This window comes from Amycolatopsis sp. NPDC114504, assembly GCF_055633595.1.
In genome coordinates this window covers 844,320-859,195 of record NZ_JBVKDU010000004.1, presented here as the reverse complement: position 1 = coordinate 859,195, position 14,876 = coordinate 844,320, and the positions used below count along the sequence as shown (strand labels likewise).

The following is a 14,876-nucleotide window of genomic DNA, read 5'->3' as shown; positions in this document are numbered from 1 at the left end:
CCCTCATCTACTCCGGCGGTTCCCGCCGCAGGAAAGGAAAGCACATGCCGATCGCCACCTTCGGGACGAACGCCGTCGACTGGGAGAACCGGATCGACCACGACCGCCTGCGCACGCAGCGGCTGCAGCGCCTGCGCGAGCAGCTCGACAAGTCGAGCCTTGGCGCCGTCCTCGCGTTCGACTTCACGAACATCCGCTACATGTCCGCCACCCACATCGGCACCTGGGCCATGGACAAGCTCATCCGGTTCTCGCTGCTGACGCGCGCCAGCGACCCGATCGTGTGGGACTTCGGCTCGGCGGCCAAGCACCACCAGCTGTACAACCCGTGGCTCGCGACCACCACCGCGGAGGCGGACGCCGACCCGCACGCGCCGCACCACGGCGCCGTCCGACCCCGGGCCGAGTCGGGGGCGCGGGCCGGGATCTCGACCCTGCGCGGCGCGTTCCACCCCGACGCCGGCATCGCCGACGCGGTGGCGGCCAAGATCAAGCGGGAGCTGGAGAAGTTCGGCCTGCTGGGCGAACCGCTCGGCGTCGACGTGATCGAGCTGCCGATCCTGGCCGCCCTGCAGCGCGCGGGGGTGACCGTCACCGACGGGCAGCAGGTCTTCATGGAGGCCCGCCGGGTCAAGACGGCCGACGAGATCTCGCTGCTCACCCAGGCCTGTTCGATGGTTGACGCGGCTTACGACGACCTGTACCGGTTCCTGCGTCCCGGCGTGCGCGAGAACGAGTGCGTGGGGTTGGTGTCGAAGTCGCTCTACGACCTCGGTTCCGAGTACGTCGAAGGCGTCAACGCGATCTCCGGCGAACGCTGCTCGCCGCACCCGCACGTCTTCTCCGACCGGCTGATCCGGCCGGGCGACCCCGCGTTCTTCGACATCCTGCACAGCCACCAGGGCTACCGCACCTGCTACTACCGCACGTTCGCGGTCGGCTCGGCCAGCAGCGCCCAGCGCGACGCCTACGTCCGGGCGCGCGAGTACATGGACCGCGCCATCGCGCTCGTGCGTCCCGGTGCCACGACCGCGGACATCGTCTCGGTGTGGCCGACCGCGCCGGAGTTCGGTTTCCCCGACGAGGAAGCCGCGTTCGGCCTGCAGTACGGCCACGGCGTCGGGCTGTCCATCTGGGAGAAGCCGATCTTCTCCCGGCTCGTCTCGCTGGAGCACCCGGAGACCCTCGAAGTCGGGAACGTGTTCGCGCTCGAGACGTACTGGCCCTCGGCCGACGGCATCGGCGCGGCGCGGATCGAGGAGGAGCTCGTGGTGACTCCGGACGGCTGCGAGGTGATCACCAAGTTCCCGGCCGAGGAGCTGCTGATCGCCGGACCGCGCTACATCGCCGTGAACGGCGTCCTGCCGACCGCGCGGGAGTCCCAGTCGCACCTGAACACGGCCGCGGGCCGCGGGGAGGCCATCGCATGACCCTGCCGCTGCAGCAACACCCCTACGGCGAGCACCCCGTGGTGCTCCCACCGCTGGAGAACCGCGACCTGGACCGCGCCGACATCGCGCCCGAAACGCGCCGATCGCTGTACCGGCGGCTGCAGGAGCTGCGCCAGTTCGAGAAGCGCGCCTACGACCTGTTCATGCGGAACCTGGTCAAGGGCACGAGCCACCTGTCGCTGGGGATGGAGGCGATCTCGGCCGGGTTCGGCGAGGCGATGCGGGCCGACGACTACACGTTCGCCACCTATCGCGGCCACGCCCACACGCTGTCCCGTGGCGTGCCGATGGCACCCGTGCTCGCCGAGCTCATGGGCCGCTCCACCGGCCTGCTCGGCGGCAAGGGCGGCTCGATGCACCTGACCAGCGTCGAGCACGGCATGCTCGGCTCGTACGCGATCATCGGCGCGCACCTGGTGATCGCCAACGGCGCCGCGCTGTCGGCGCAGCTGCGCGGCAGCGGCCAGGTCGCGGTGTGCTTCTTCGGCGACGGCACCACGAACATCGGTGCTTTCCACGAGGCACTGAACTTCGCCGCGGTGTACGCGCTGCCGGTCGTGTTCGTCTGCGAGAACAACCTCTACATGGAGTACACCGCGATCGCCGACATCACGGCGGTGGCGCGCCCCGCGGCCGACCGCGCGGCGGCCTACGGGCTCGAGGCCCGGACGGTGGACGGCAACGACGTCGACGCCGTCTACCTGGCCGCCCGGGAGCTGCTCTCGCACGCGCGGTCGGGGGAGGGCCCGTGCCTGCTGGAGGCGACGACGTACCGGCACGGCGGCCACTCCCGGGCCGACCCGGGCAAGTACCGGCCGGACAAGGAGGTGCGGGCGTGGCTCGACTACGACCCGATCACCCTGTACCGCAACCGGCTCGCCCGCACCGGCGTGCCGGAGTCCGAAGTGGACACCATCGACGCGGAGGTCGCCGCCGCGGTCGACAAAGCGACCGAGACCGCGCAGAACGGCCCCGAGCCCGACGGCTCGGCGGCGCTGACGGACGTGTGGGCCGACGGAGGATCGTCATGGCGGAACTGACCTACCGCGCGGCCGTCGCCCGCGGCATCGCGCAGGAGATGCGCCGCGACGAGCGGGTCCTGCTGCTCGGTGAAGACATCGCCGGTGCGGGCGGCGTCTTCAAGACCACGCCCGGCCTGCTCGACGAATTCGGTCCGCGGCGGGTGATCGACACCCCGATCGCCGAGCAGGCCATCCTCGGTGCCGCGATGGGCGCCGCGATGACGGGGCTGCGGCCGGTCGCCGAGATCATGTTCTCCGACTTCTTCGCCGTCGCCTGGGACATCGTGGTCAACCAGATCGCGAAGACCCGGTACATGACCAACGGGCAGGTGACCCTGCCGCTGGTGATCAAGACCGGCAACGGCGGCAACCTGCGGTTCGGCGCGCAGCACTCGCAGTCGATCGAGAACTGGGCGATGGCCGTGCCCGGGCTGAAGGTCGTCACGCCGTCGAACCCGCGTGACGTCGTCGGGCTGATGGCCGCGGCCGTCCGCTCAGAGGACCCCGTGCTCTTCTTCGAGCACAAGGGCATGTACGCGAGCAAGGGCGAGGTACCCGACGGCGAGATCGTCGACAGCCTCGGCACCAGCGTGGTGCGGCGAGCCGGGTCGGACGCCACTGTGCTCGCGCTGGGTCTGATGGTGCCCCGCGCCGTCGAAGCGGCCGAGGCGCTGGCCAACGAGGGCATCGACCTCGAGGTGATCGACGTGCGTTCGCTCGTCCCGTTGGACACGCGCACGATCCTGGGATCGGTGGCGCGCACCGGACGGCTGTTCACGGTCGAGGAGAACCCGCAGCTGCTCGGCTGGGGCGCGGAGATCGTGTCCCTCGCGGCCGACGAGGTGTTCTGGGACCTCGACGCGCCGCCCGTCCGCATCACGTCCCCGCACGTGCCGCTGCCGTCGGCCGCGGCGCTGGAGGACTCGGTGATCCCCAGCGTGGACCGCATCGTGCAGACGATCCGCAAGAGGCTCGGATGAGCGTGACGACGCCGTATCCCCGGCCCGCCACGCCGCGCGGCGGCCCGTGGTCGCCGGCCGTCCGGCGGCTGCTGCACGAGCGCCGGATCGACTCCGCCCGCTTCGACATCGGCCCGCACCGGCTCACCGCGCGCATCCTGACCGCGCTGCTGGCCACGCCGCCGGCCGTTGGATCCGCGACGCCGACAGCCGTCCACCAAGCGGCGGCCGAGGTCCCTGACGTGTCCCCGGACCGGCTGGCGCAGCTGCTCGACAGCGCTATCACGCGCGTCTGGCCGGGTCCGGTGCCGCGGGTCGTCGTCGGCTCGGTGCCCGGGGTCCGGACGGCCCCGGCCGCGGCACCCGGCGAAGCCGTGCTCGCCGCCGGGGTGCCGACGCTCGACGTCGTGCCGGTGCGCCTGCCCGACGGCCAGCCCGCGCTGGCCTGGCGCACCCGGGTGCCGCTGACCCTGGTGGCACCCGGCGACCTCGACGGCGCCGGGCTGCTTCGCGCGATCGCCGACCAGGTCTCTTCCCCCGACAGCAACGGAGTTCGATGATGAAAGCGATGCGGTTCACCGCCGCCGACACGGTGTCCGTCGACGAGCTGGCGGTGCCGCGGATCGCCGCGGACGAGGTGCTCGTCGCGGCCCGGTCGGTCGGCATCTGCCACTCCGACATCGAACTGCTCGAAGGCCGGTACATCATCCCGTTCAGCTACCCGATCATCCCCGGCCACGAGTGGTCGGGCGAGATCGTCGAAACCGGCGCCGCGGTGACGGCGTTCGCGCCGGGCGACCGGGTGGTGGGGGAGTGCGTGATCGGCGAGGACCACTTCGGCTTCTCGGTCAGCGGCGCGGCCGCGGAGTTCTTCGTGGCCAAGCCCGCCTGGCTGCACCGGCTGCCGGACTCGCTGTCCTACACCGACGGGGCGCTCGTCGAGCCGTTCAGCTGTGGGTACAACGCGCTCGTGAAGGCGGGCAATGTCAACGCGAGCGACACCGTGGTGGTGTTCGGGGCCGGGCCGATCGGCCTCGGCGTCACGGCCGGGGCGGCAGCGCTGGGCGCGCGCACCATCACGGTCGAGCCGGCGGCCGGGCGTGCTGACGCGGCGCGGAAGCTGGGTGCCGAACTGGTCCTCGACCCGACCGTGGCCCCCATCGCCGACCAGGTGGCCGAGGCGACCGGCGGCACGGGCGGCACCGTGGTCGTCGAGGCGACCGGCCGGACGGCCGTGATGGCCGACGCGCTCGAGGTCGCCGCCCACCGCGCCCGGGTCGTCTACGTCGGCATCGACGTCGGCGGCAGTTCGCCGGCGAAGCTGGGCCTGCTGCAGTCCAAGGAACTGAGCGTGCGGGGCATCGCCGGATCACCCGGGGTCTGGCCGGACACGCTCCGGTTCATGCATCGCGCCGGCATCGACCTGGCCGACCTGGTGACCAGCCGGTTCCCGGTCGACCGCGCGGCCGAGGCCATCGCCGCGTCCCGCGACACGGCGGCGACCATCAAGGTGCACCTCGAGTTCGGCGCGGCCCGATGATGCGCGCGGCGGTCTACCACGGGCGTCGGGACGTGCGGATCGAGCACGTTCCGACGCCGCGCCCGCGGTCCGGCGAGGTGCTGCTCGCCGTCCGGCGCAGCGGGATCTGCGGCTCGGACGCCACCGAGTGGGCCGCGGGCCCGAAGATGGTGCCGCTCACCCGGCGCCACCCCGGCAGCGGCCATCTCGGCCCGATGATCATCGGCCACGAGTTCGTCGGCGAGGTCGTCGAGAGCTCGAGCGGTTTCGCGGCGGGTGACCTGGTGACCTCCGGGGCCGGTGTCTCTTGTGGACAGTGCGACCGCTGCCGGGAGGGCCGTACCAACCTGTGCCGCGGGTACTACACGCTCGGGCTGAACGCGCCGGGCGGGCTCGCCGAGTACGTCGCCGCGCCGGCGAGCACCCTCCGGCGGATCCCGGACGGGGTGTCGCTCGACCACGCCGGGCTGGCTCAGCCGCTCGCCGTCGGCCTGCACGCCGCGCGGCGTGCGGGCGTCCGGCCCGGCGACTCCGTGGTCGTCATCGGCGCCGGTGCCATCGGCTCGTTCGTCCTCGCCGGGCTCCGGCACCTGTACGACGCCGAGGTGACGGTGATCGACTTCGCCGGCGACAAGCTGGATCGCGCGAAGCGGCTGGGTGCGGCGCGGACGGTCGACGCCGCCGACGACGTCGTCGAAGCAGTCCGCGGCGCCGACGTGGTGATCGAGGCGAGCGGTGCGCCCGGGCAGTTCGAGAACGCGGTCCGGATGGTCACCGACGGCGGCCGGGTCCTGGCGGTCGGGCTGCCCAAGCAGGCGCCGACGGTCGACCTGTTCGGGTTGGTCCTGCGGGAGATCACCGTCGAGTCCACCGTCGCGCACGTGTGCGGCGAGGACCTGGCCCCGGCGCTGGACATCCTCGCCGCCGGAGTGCTCGGCACCGAGCTGCTCGACTCCGTGATCGGGCTCGACGAGCTCACCGATCGCGGGCTCGCCCGGCTGGCCGCCGGGGAAGTGGACGGCAAGGTTCTCATCGATCCCGGGAGGCGCTCATGAAGGTCGCGGTGCTGGGTCTGGGCGCGATGGGCTCGCAGCTGCTGCTGCGCCTGATCGACCAGGGCGTGGACGTCACCGGCTGGAACCGCAATGCCCTTCGGGCGGAGCGGGCCGGGATCCCCGGGCGGTTCGTCGCGGCCTCGGCCCGGGAGGCCGTGGCCGGGGCCGAGGTGGTGCTCACCATGCTCGCCGACGGCCCGGCCGTGCGCGCGGTCCTCGGCGACGTCGCCGACGTGCTCGGCGAGGGCACGCTGGTGCTCGACATGAGCACGTCCGGCCCCGCGATCTCCCGTGAGGTCGCGGAAACGCTGGCCGGGCGGCGCATCCGGTTCGCCGAGGCACCGGTGTCGGGTTCGGTCGGCGCGGCCCGGGGCGGGACGTTGACGGTGCTGTTCGGAGGCGCCGAGGAAGACCGTTCCGCGGCGGAACCGGTCCTGCGTCACCTGAGCAAGAAGACGATCCTCCTCGGGCCCGTGGGCGCCGCCTCCACGTTCAAGCTCTGCCTCAACGCGCTGCTGCACACCTTCAACGCCACCCTCGCCGAGGTGCTGGGGGCCGCGACGCGCGCGGGCATCGACCTGCGGACGGCGTACGACACGATCGGCGAGTCCGTGATCGCCGCGCCGTTCGTGCACTACAAGCGGGACGCCTTCCTCGCGGACGGCATGCCACCGGTGGCCTTCGCCGTCGACCTCGTGCGCAAGGACCTCGAGCTGTTCCTCGCCGCGGTCACCGACCCGGGCCGCGACGCCCCGACGGTCGGTACGGCCGCCGGGGTCGTGCGGCGGGCTCAGGAAGCGGGCCTCGGCCAGGAGGACATGGCTACCCTCGCGCGGCTGTACCGGCCGTGACACCGGCGGCTGCCGGGGGCGACCGGTCAGGCCTGGTCGACGGCGTGGGCGGCCCGGTAGGCGAACGCGATGATCGGCCCGAGCGTCGCTCCGCCGGCCCAGTAGGCGCGGCCCGACGCGGAGGCCACGCAGTTGCCGACCCCGTAGAGGCCGGGGATCGGGGCGCCGAGGTCGTCGAGCACCCGCCCGTCCGGATCGGTGCGCGGGCCGCCCTTGGTGTCGAGCGTGCCGCCGGTGACCAATGCGGCGTAGTAGGGCCCGGAGGTGCTGATCGGCCACAGGGTCGGGTTGGCGCGGCCGGGCTCGTCCTTCACCGGGCCGTTGAACACCAGCTGGATGGCGGTCTCGCCGCGGGCGAAGTCTTCGTCCTTGCCGTTCGCGGCGAACTTGTTGAAGCGGTCGATCGTCCCCGGCAGGTTCGCGGCGAAGTCGTCGGCGAGGGTGAAGCCGCCGGTCTCGGCGGCGAGGGAGGCGAGCCGCTCGCGGATCTTCGTGGTGAGCTCGTCGAGGGTCGGCGCCTGGAGCACGTGGGCGTCGTCGGTACCCGGCGGGACGATCAGGCGGCCGTACTCGTCACTGGCGGAGTGGTCCTGGCTGCGCTGGTCCCAGAGCTGGACGAGCACCAGGTTCGGGTAGCTCCCGGTGGCCGGGTCCCAGTGGAAGAACGTCCGCGCGGCCTCGTTGTAGGGCAGCTTCTCGTTGGCGACGCGCTCGCCGTGCCGGTTCACGAAGATCATCGAGTCGCCGGCCACCGAGAACATGCCGACCAGGTCGGGCCGCCCGACCTTCTCCAGCGGCACCGGGCACATCCAGGCGTGGTTCATGGTGCCGAGCTGCGTGCCCACGGTCGACGCGATGCGCAGGAAGTCGCCCTCGTTGGTGATCGCCGCGCACCCCGGATAGGCCGGCACGCCGAGGTGCTCGCGGCGCAGCTGGTCGTCGTGGGTGAAGCCGCCGGTCGCGAAGACAACGCCCTTGCGCGCGAGCACCCGGACGGTGTCCCCGGCCGCCGTCGTGGCCTCGACCCCGGCAACACGGCCGCCGTCGAGGATGAGCCGCTGGACCCGGTGTCCCGTGCGCACGTCGACGCCGTCACGCTCGGCCGCTGCGGACATCTGCTCGACCGCGCGCACACCGCCGTCGGACATCGACTCCCGCGCGTCGGCGGGCACCAGCACGCGGCCGGTCGGCGCCTTGTCCTCCGGCAGCTCCGACCAGTAGTCGGGCACGTCCGGGCAGTGCCGGTAGGTCAGCGCCCCGCGTTCGGCGAGCAGCTCGGCGGCGGGGCTCGCGCTCGTGTGGATGGCGCGGACCATGTCGGCTTCCCACGCGGTCAAACCGGCGGTCGGGCTGTCCGGGTCGTACCGGGTCGGCTGGGAGAGGCGCGCGACGTAGCGGAGGAAGTCATCGAACCGGTCCTCGATGCCGAGCGCGCGCATGGGCTCGTTGTCCGGTACCCAGTACCAGAACGCGGCTTTGCGGGCCGTGCCGCCGAGCTCGGGCGCCTTCTCCAGCAGGACCACGTCGTTGCCGAGCCACCGGCTGAACAGCGCGGCGGGCAGCCCGGCCCCGCCGCCGCCGACCACGACCACATCGGTTTCGACGTCCGCGGAGGTGAGCGGCGCCGGCCGGGCAGTCTCCCGGCGAGGTACGGAATCCGTCGTCATGCCCCCAACCTTGACGGGCCGGCGACGTGCGCGGTTGTCTCACAATGAGACAGGCGGTCCGGTGACCACAATGGAGTGACCACGGATGGGCTACGAGATCGACACGCGCGACGGCGTCGCCCGGCTGCGCCGCGCCAGGGAACTCTTCCTCACCGACCGGCGGCTGCCGGAAGACCTGCCCGCGTGGCTGTCCGCGGCGTGGCGCCGGTCGTGTTTCGCCGAGCTGGACGTCACCCGCGACCACGTGCCCGCCGTGCCCGTCTCGCTGGAGACCCCGCTGGTCCGCGCCGCGACCCCGGTGCTGGCCAAGCTCGCCGGCGACCTGGCCGGGCTCGGCGCCGCGGTGGTGCTCGGCGACCGGCACGCCCGCGTCGTCGGCTGTTGGGCCGACGAAGAGGCAGTCGGCGCCCACCTCACCCGGATCGGCACCCGGCTGGGGACGGACCTGTCGGAGCGTTCCACCGGGACGAACGGGATCAGCCACGTCCTGGACACGGGCGGTCCGTGCGTGATCGGCGGCCCCGAGCACCTTTTCGAGCTGTACCAGCACACGGTGTGCGCGGGCGCTCCCGTGACCGACCCGGTCACGCGCGGAGTCGTCGGCGCGGTCGCGGTGGTGTGCGAGCTCGACGCGCCGCTGCGGGTGCTGCACGCGATCACGACCACGGCGACCGGGGCGATCGAGCGCGAGCTGGTGCACGCCGTGTCAGCGCACGAGCACCGCCTGCTCGAGGCCTACCTGCGTGCCGGGCCCGGCAAGTACCCGATCGCCGTGCTGGACGGCCGGACCAGGCTGGTCAGCGATGCCGTCGCAGGCTTGCTGCGGCCGCGCGACATCGAGACGTTGGAGTCCTACGCGATCGAGGCGGCCCGGGACGGCGCATTGCCGACGACCGAACTGATCTTGGACGACGGGGTGAAGGTCCGCCTCCACCCCGCGTTGCCGGGTGACGGCGGGGGCCTGCTGGTCGTCGTCGAACCACCCCGGCCGCGTCCGGCGCGCCGGCACGCCAGGCTTTCGCTCTTCGCGGACGCGGGGCTGTCCGGTAGTTCGCCGGCCTGGCGGTCGTTGGAGCGGTCCGTGGCGAGGGCCGGCTCCCGGCCGATGGTGCTGTTCGGCGAACCGGGCGTGGGCAAGACCGAAGTGGCCCGTGCCGTACTCGGCGACCCCGTCGTCCTCGACGCGGCGGACGACGACGGCTGGCGGGAGGCGCTCGCACAACCTGCCGGTGCGGTGCTGCTGCGTCACGTCGAACGCCTGCGCCCCAGCCTCGCCGGTCGGCTCGCTTCCCTTCTCACCGAGCATCCGGGGCGGGTGATCGCGACGTTGACCACCGGTACCCGCCCGGGAGGCGCGGAAGTACTGCGCACCGGATGGTCGCCGGTCGAGATCCGGGTGCCCGCCCTGCGCGAGCGGACGGCCGACATCCCCGAGCTCGCACGGCGGTTCGGCGGTGGCGCGCACCTCACGCAGGACGCGCGAGCGATGTTGCAGCGCCACGACTGGCCCGGCAACGTCACCGAGTTGAAGGCCGTGATCGCGTCGGCGCGAGCGGAGGCCGCCGGCCCGACCGTCAGCGCACGCCACCTCCCGGGACGGCTGCGCTCGGCACGGGTGGATCCGCGGTTGACCGAGCTGGAGAAGGTCGAGCGGCTGGCCATCTCGGACGCGCTGCTCGCGGCGGACGGCAACCGCGTCCAGGCGGCGGCGCTGCTCGGTATCGGCCGCGCGACGCTCTACCGCAAGCTACGGCGTTACCGGCTCAAGTGATCGTTCACCGGCGGCGCACCTCGAACTCAGGTGGAAGCCGTCCGGTGTTCCGCTCTCCGAGTCACCCGTCCGTTCGGTCCCTGGTTGACACGGGGATGGTCGTCCGTTAACTTTTCTGCAACCGATCTCAGCAACCGATCTCAATGAGGGTTCATGACCACTGCTCCTGGTGCGCGGACATGAACGAAGCCAAGACGATCATCCTCGGTACGTCGCACTGGCACGTGCCCCTGTGCGCGGACCGGATCGCCGAGCGGCACGATGTCGTGGGGGTCAGCGACCCCGACCCGTCGCGCACGGAGCACCTCGCGCGTCTTTGGGACGCACCTCTCTACCAGTCTTGGGAGGAAGTGCTTGCGGCCCACGGGGACGCCGAGCTGGCGTACGTCTTCGTCCCGCACGACGAGATGCGCGAGGTCTGCCTCGCTCTCGTCGCCCGGCGCATCCCGCTCGTCGTGGAGAAGCCGGCCGGGGTCTCGTTGGAAGAGCTGGTCGACGTCCGCGCGGCCGCGGACGCCGCCGGGGTACCGATCGCCGTGCCTCTCGTGCAGCGGGGCGGCCCGACCGACCGCTGGCTGGCCAGAGCCGGCCGCTCGGTGTACGAGAGCGTCCAGTTCATCGCGGGCCCGCCCGACCGCTACCTCGCCGGCGGCAGCCCGTGGATGCTCGACGCCGAGCGCGCCGGCGGCGGGTGCCTGGTCAACCTCGCTCCGCACTTCGTGGATCTCTTCCTCCGCTCGGCCGGTACGGCGGAAGTGGCGGTGACGGCGGCCCTGTCGTCGACGCTGCACCGCCGCGACGTCGAGGACTACGCGTCGATGACGCTGACCACGGCCGACGGACGGATCGCCACCATCGAGGTGGGATATGCCTTCCCCGGGTCGCCGCTGAAGCGGCACTGCTCCTTCATGCGGATCGGCGCCGCGGGGACCGCGACCGTCCGGTCCGACGGGAACGCGTCGTTCACCTCCGTCGACGGCGTCACGGAGACCGCGGTCTTGGTCGTGGACAGCGACCCGTTGTACGGATTGTTCGTCGACCGGGTGGCCGAGCAGCTGAGACATGATTTCGTGGACCTCCCGCGCATCAGCGATCTCGAGACCACGATGGCTGTCATCTGGGACGCGTACGCGCACGGCCGACAGGAGAGAAACCGGTGTCCACACCCAGCATCGATGAGGTAGCGGCGGCAGCCGGGGTCCACAGGTCGACGGTCTCGCGGGCGTTTTCCCGCCCCGAGGCCGTCAAGCGGGAGACCCTGGAGCACGTCCGCCAGGTGGCGGCCTCAATGGGCTACCGGATGAGCCCGCTCGCCCAGGCGCTGCGAACCAAGGTCAGCACCCTCGTGCCGCTGATCGTCCCCGACATCACCAACCCGTACTTCGCCGAGCTCGCGAAGGCCATGACGGCCGCCGCGGGGGAGCGTGGCTACCAGCTGGTGCTGTGCGTGACGGAGAACGAGGCGGACGCCACGGCCCGGTACCTCGACGCCATGCACGCGATGTACGCGCCGTTCGCGGTGATCGCGCCCTACACCCGGGTCTTTCCCGCCGAGTTCGAGTCCTCGGGCTTCGGAAAACGCCTGGTCGTCATCGACCGGGTCGAGTCCGGCGACCAGACGTCCACGGTGACCGTCGACAGCGCGACCGGGATCGCGCTCGCGTTGGACCACTTGTCCGAGCTCGGGCACACGTCCATCGCCTACGTCTCGGGGATCGCGGGGACGCACACCGCCGCGGACCGGCGCCAGGCTTACCGGACGCTGGCGGAGAAGCACGGCATGACGCCGATCGAGCTCGACAGCAGCGGCGTCGGCGTCGGTGCCGGCGAACGTGCCGCGGAAGAGCTCGTGAGCCTCCGCGTGCGGCCGACAGCCGTCATCGCGGGCAACGACCTGGTCGCCTTCGGGCTCATCAGCTCGCTCGGCTCGCGGGGGATGTCGGTCCCCGGCGACGTCTCGGTGGTGGGCTTCGACGGCCTGGCGTTCGGCGCCCGCAGCAACCCGCCCCTGACCTCGGTGCAGCAACCCATCGCCGAGATGGGCCGCATCGCGATCCGGCTCGCCGAGCAGGTGGCGAACGGCGGCCCGGTCGAGCACGTGGTGCTCCAGCCGCAGCTGCTCGTCCGCTCCTCGACCAGGTCGGTCCGGTGACCGGCCGGCTGCTGCCCGGGCTCCGTCACGTGGACCATGCCGCGTACACGGTCCCCGAACTGGACGAGGCGGTGCGCTTCTTCGTCGAGGTCCTCGGGGCGGAGGAGCTCTACCGCTCCCGGCGCGGTCCCGACCCGTCGTTCATGCCGGCGCACTTCGACGTCCCGCCGGACGCGGTCCTCGAACTCGCCATGCTGCGGCTCCCGCCGAACCTGAACGTCGAGCTGTTCGAGTGGCAGTCCGCGGACCAGCGGACCCAGCACCCTCGCCACAGCGACCGGGGCGGTCATCACCTGTGCTTCGTCGTCGACGACGTCGACGCGGCGATCGCCCACCTCGGCACGATCCCGGACGTCCGGGTCCTCGGCGGCCGCAAGGAAGTCGGTCCCGACAGCCCCCTCGTGGCCGGCAACCGGTGGACGTACTTCGTCACCCCCTGGGGCCTGCTGATGGAGCTCGTGGACCGGTCCCGGGTGCAGCGCCCCCCGAACCTCGTCGGCCCGGCGGACTGGAACCGCCCGCCCATAAGGAGCACGCCCCACTCATGATCATCGCCGGACACACGCTGGGAACCCCGGGCCGTGACCTCGCCGAAGCGCTGCGCCTCTTCGGCACGGCCGGTCTCGACGCCGCCGAAGTCATCTACCAGGACGACTACCCGGCGGCCATCAGCCCGTCGGACCCGCGGTCGGCGCGGCAGGCCGCCGCGATCGCCGACGCCGAAGGTGTCCCGATCGTCGCGCTCACCCCGTACACGACCTCCCTCAACAGCGTCGACGCGGCGAGCCGGCAGCGGGGGATCGACGAATTCCGCGCGTGCCTCGAGGCCGCGCACACCGTCGGTGCGACCCGCGTCCGGGTGTACGCCGGCGCCTGGCACCCGGGGGACACCGATCACGCCCGGCACTGGGAGCGGCTGCGGAGCGCGCTGACGGTCCTCGCTCCCGAGGCCGCGCACGCGGGCGTCGTGCTCTGCGTCGAGAACCACTTCGGCACCATGACGCAGACCGCCGCCGACACCGCCCGTCTCGTCGGCGAGGTCGGCCTCCCTTCCGTCCGCGTCCTGTACGACCAGGCCAACCTGACCTTCACCCACGACGAGACCTGGCAGGAGGCCTTTGCCGTCCAGGGCGAGCTCGTCGGCCACGTGCACGTGAAGGACCTGGTCTTCAAGGACCCGGAGGCGCCCTTCCGGGCCTCGGACACCGCCCGGGTCAAGGCCGAGGAACGCGCCGTCCGGTCCCGGGTCGTCGGTACGGGCGTCGTGCCGTGGCCGGACATCCTCGCGGAGCTCGTGCGCCGCGGTTACGACGACGTGCTTTCACTCGAGTACGAGTACCGGTGGCATCCGCAGGACCTGCCCGACCCCGCGATCGGCTTCAAGGACTCCGCACTCGCGCTCCGCGAGATGCTCGCCACGGTGGTGCCCGCGTGACGAGTCCGGACGTGCTGCGCATCGGTGTGGCGGGCGCCGGCAACATCGCGAGCATCGCCCAGCTCCCGACCCTCGTCGCGCGCGACGACGTGGAGCTGCGGGGCCTGGTCACCCGCAAGGACGACCCACAGCCCCTGATGCGGCGCTGGGGCTTCCGCCGTGCCTACCCGACGGTCGAGGCGGTGCTCGAGGCGGAGGAGCTGGACGCGTTGTTCGTCCTCACGCCCCGGTCGGAGCACGTCCACGCGACGCGTCTCGCGCTGGAAGCCGGCGTCGACGTCTTCTGCGAGAAGCCGCTGGCGACGAGCGCGTCGGACGCGCAGTCTCTCGCCGAGCTGGCCGCCGCCCGGGAACGGGTGCTGATGGTCGGGTTCAACCGCCGCTTCGCTCCAGTGTACGAGGCCGGCCGCGCGGCTTTCGGGCAGAGCGGCGCGAGCTTCTGTGTCGCCCAGAAGAACCGGGCGGGCTCCGAGTACCGCGCCACCTTCGAGAACGCGATCCACATGGTCGACCTGCTGCGCTGGTACTGCGGGGGCGAGCCCGTCGACGTCAGCGCGCACGCGGCCGGCGAGGACCGCTGGCAGGAGGACGGCGTGGCCGCGCTCGTCCGGTTCGACAACGGTCACACCGGCGTGCTCGTGGGGGCCCGCGACGCCGGCGGCTGGAGCGAGAAACTCGACGCCCACGGAGCCGGGACGAGCGCGAACGTCACCGCGCCCGACCGGATCTCGATCACCCGGCCCGACGGGACGACCGTGCGCGAGATGTCGCCCGAGGCCTTCGGCTGGGCGACGGCGACGCAGACGTTCGGCTTCGCCGGAGCGGTTCACCACTTCCTGGACCGGGTCCGGGACCGCGGTGAGCCCTTGACGTCCGGGGCTGACGCGGTGAAGACCCAGCTCCTCCTCGATCGCATCCTCGCCGCCGCCGGGCTCCCCACCGACGAGCAACCGGGACGGGCCTGGAGCAGCCACGCCAAGAAGTGAGGGATTTC

At 72.2% G+C, this 14,876-nt stretch carries 14 protein-coding genes; 13 read left to right on the top strand and 1 reads right to left on the bottom strand.

The features are described 5' to 3' along the window. Positions 1-44 precede the first annotated feature (44 nt). Genes ACZ7PG_RS33550 through ACZ7PG_RS33520 form a run of 7 tightly spaced genes read left to right on the top strand, consistent with a single transcriptional unit; the run spans position 45 to position 6,857 of the window. Positions 45-1,430, top strand: a complete 1,386-nt coding sequence (locus ACZ7PG_RS33550) for a M24 family metallopeptidase (RefSeq protein WP_470243153.1) — start codon at positions 45-47, stop codon at positions 1,428-1,430. Further along, a complete protein-coding gene (locus ACZ7PG_RS33545; RefSeq protein WP_470243152.1) occupies positions 1,427-2,491 on the top strand; it encodes a thiamine pyrophosphate-dependent dehydrogenase E1 component subunit alpha in 1,065 nt (354 codons plus the stop codon). The genes ACZ7PG_RS33550 and ACZ7PG_RS33545 overlap by 4 nt, the downstream gene beginning before the upstream one ends. Further along, the gene (locus ACZ7PG_RS33540) at positions 2,479-3,453 is read left to right on the top strand and encodes an alpha-ketoacid dehydrogenase subunit beta (protein WP_470243151.1); all 975 of its coding nucleotides are present in this window, start codon (positions 2,479-2,481) and stop codon (positions 3,451-3,453) included. Before ACZ7PG_RS33545 ends, ACZ7PG_RS33540 begins: the two co-directional genes overlap by 13 nt. Then, positions 3,450-3,992 carry a hypothetical protein gene (locus ACZ7PG_RS33535; RefSeq protein ID WP_470243150.1) on the top strand — a complete coding sequence of 181 codons (543 nt, stop codon included), beginning with the start codon at positions 3,450-3,452 and terminating at the stop codon, positions 3,990-3,992. Before ACZ7PG_RS33540 ends, ACZ7PG_RS33535 begins: the two co-directional genes overlap by 4 nt. Positions 3,993-4,000: 8 nt before the next feature. Beyond that, the gene (locus ACZ7PG_RS33530) at positions 4,001-4,972 is read left to right on the top strand and encodes a zinc-dependent alcohol dehydrogenase (RefSeq protein ID WP_470243149.1); all 972 of its coding nucleotides are present in this window, start codon (positions 4,001-4,003) and stop codon (positions 4,970-4,972) included. After that, entirely contained in the window at positions 4,969-6,006 is a 1,038-nt protein-coding gene (locus ACZ7PG_RS33525) for a zinc-dependent alcohol dehydrogenase (RefSeq protein ID WP_470243148.1), read from the top strand. The genes ACZ7PG_RS33530 and ACZ7PG_RS33525 overlap by 4 nt, the downstream gene beginning before the upstream one ends. Further along, complete coding sequence (locus ACZ7PG_RS33520; RefSeq protein WP_470243147.1) at positions 6,003-6,857, top strand: NAD(P)-dependent oxidoreductase; 855 nt, start codon at positions 6,003-6,005, stop codon at positions 6,855-6,857. Before ACZ7PG_RS33525 ends, ACZ7PG_RS33520 begins: the two co-directional genes overlap by 4 nt. 26 nt (positions 6,858-6,883) lie before the next feature. On the opposite strand, the gene ACZ7PG_RS33515 is transcribed toward ACZ7PG_RS33520, so the two are convergent. Then, the gene (locus ACZ7PG_RS33515) at positions 6,884-8,524 is read right to left on the bottom strand and encodes an FAD-dependent oxidoreductase (RefSeq protein ID WP_470243146.1); all 1,641 of its coding nucleotides are present in this window, start codon (positions 8,522-8,524) and stop codon (positions 6,884-6,886) included. A gap of 85 nt (positions 8,525-8,609) precedes the next feature. Between ACZ7PG_RS33515 and ACZ7PG_RS33510 the strand changes: the two genes are divergently transcribed. From ACZ7PG_RS33510 to ACZ7PG_RS33485, 6 genes are all read left to right on the top strand, one after another. Beyond that, the gene (locus tag ACZ7PG_RS33510; RefSeq protein WP_470243145.1) at positions 8,610-10,295 is read left to right on the top strand and encodes a sigma-54-dependent Fis family transcriptional regulator; all 1,686 of its coding nucleotides are present in this window, start codon (positions 8,610-8,612) and stop codon (positions 10,293-10,295) included. 179 nt (positions 10,296-10,474) lie between these two features. After that, the gene (locus tag ACZ7PG_RS33505; RefSeq protein WP_470243144.1) at positions 10,475-11,479 is read left to right on the top strand and encodes a Gfo/Idh/MocA family protein; all 1,005 of its coding nucleotides are present in this window, start codon (positions 10,475-10,477) and stop codon (positions 11,477-11,479) included. Then, positions 11,452-12,447 (top strand): LacI family DNA-binding transcriptional regulator, encoded by a 996-nt coding sequence (locus ACZ7PG_RS33500; protein WP_470243143.1) that lies wholly within the window; start codon positions 11,452-11,454, stop codon positions 12,445-12,447. Before ACZ7PG_RS33505 ends, ACZ7PG_RS33500 begins: the two co-directional genes overlap by 28 nt. Next, positions 12,444-12,995, top strand: coding sequence for a VOC family protein (locus ACZ7PG_RS33495; protein ID WP_470243142.1), 552 nt, complete (start codon positions 12,444-12,446; stop codon positions 12,993-12,995). The genes ACZ7PG_RS33500 and ACZ7PG_RS33495 overlap by 4 nt, the downstream gene beginning before the upstream one ends. Further along, positions 12,992-13,882 (top strand): sugar phosphate isomerase/epimerase family protein, encoded by an 891-nt coding sequence (locus ACZ7PG_RS33490; protein ID WP_470243141.1) that lies wholly within the window; start codon positions 12,992-12,994, stop codon positions 13,880-13,882. The genes ACZ7PG_RS33495 and ACZ7PG_RS33490 overlap by 4 nt, the downstream gene beginning before the upstream one ends. After that, on the top strand, positions 13,879-14,868 hold the full coding sequence (locus tag ACZ7PG_RS33485; RefSeq protein ID WP_470243140.1) for a Gfo/Idh/MocA family protein: 990 nt from the start codon (positions 13,879-13,881) through the stop codon (positions 14,866-14,868). Before ACZ7PG_RS33490 ends, ACZ7PG_RS33485 begins: the two co-directional genes overlap by 4 nt. The last annotated feature ends 8 nt before the right edge of the window (positions 14,869-14,876 follow it).

Bases quoted from the DNA above. Each gene is read 5' to 3' on its own strand.
- ACZ7PG_RS33550 (WP_470243153.1), top strand. From the start codon at position 45: ATGCCGATCGCCACCTTCGGGACGAACGCCGTCGACTGGGAGAACCGG.
- ACZ7PG_RS33545 (WP_470243152.1), top strand. From the start codon at position 1,427: ATGACCCTGCCGCTGCAGCAACACCCCTACGGCGAGCACCCCGTGGTG.
- ACZ7PG_RS33540 (WP_470243151.1), top strand. From the start codon at position 2,479: ATGGCGGAACTGACCTACCGCGCGGCCGTCGCCCGCGGCATCGCGCAG.
- ACZ7PG_RS33535 (WP_470243150.1), top strand. From the start codon at position 3,450: ATGAGCGTGACGACGCCGTATCCCCGGCCCGCCACGCCGCGCGGCGGC.
- ACZ7PG_RS33530 (WP_470243149.1), top strand. From the start codon at position 4,001: ATGCGGTTCACCGCCGCCGACACGGTGTCCGTCGACGAGCTGGCGGTG.
- ACZ7PG_RS33525 (WP_470243148.1), top strand. From the start codon at position 4,969: ATGATGCGCGCGGCGGTCTACCACGGGCGTCGGGACGTGCGGATCGAG.
- ACZ7PG_RS33520 (WP_470243147.1), top strand. From the start codon at position 6,003: ATGAAGGTCGCGGTGCTGGGTCTGGGCGCGATGGGCTCGCAGCTGCTG.
- ACZ7PG_RS33515 (WP_470243146.1), bottom strand. From the start codon at position 8,524: ATGACGACGGATTCCGTACCTCGCCGGGAGACTGCCCGGCCGGCGCCG.
- ACZ7PG_RS33510 (WP_470243145.1), top strand. From the start codon at position 8,610: ATGGGCTACGAGATCGACACGCGCGACGGCGTCGCCCGGCTGCGCCGC.
- ACZ7PG_RS33505 (WP_470243144.1), top strand. From the start codon at position 10,475: ATGAACGAAGCCAAGACGATCATCCTCGGTACGTCGCACTGGCACGTG.
- ACZ7PG_RS33490 (WP_470243141.1), top strand. From the start codon at position 12,992: ATGATCATCGCCGGACACACGCTGGGAACCCCGGGCCGTGACCTCGCC.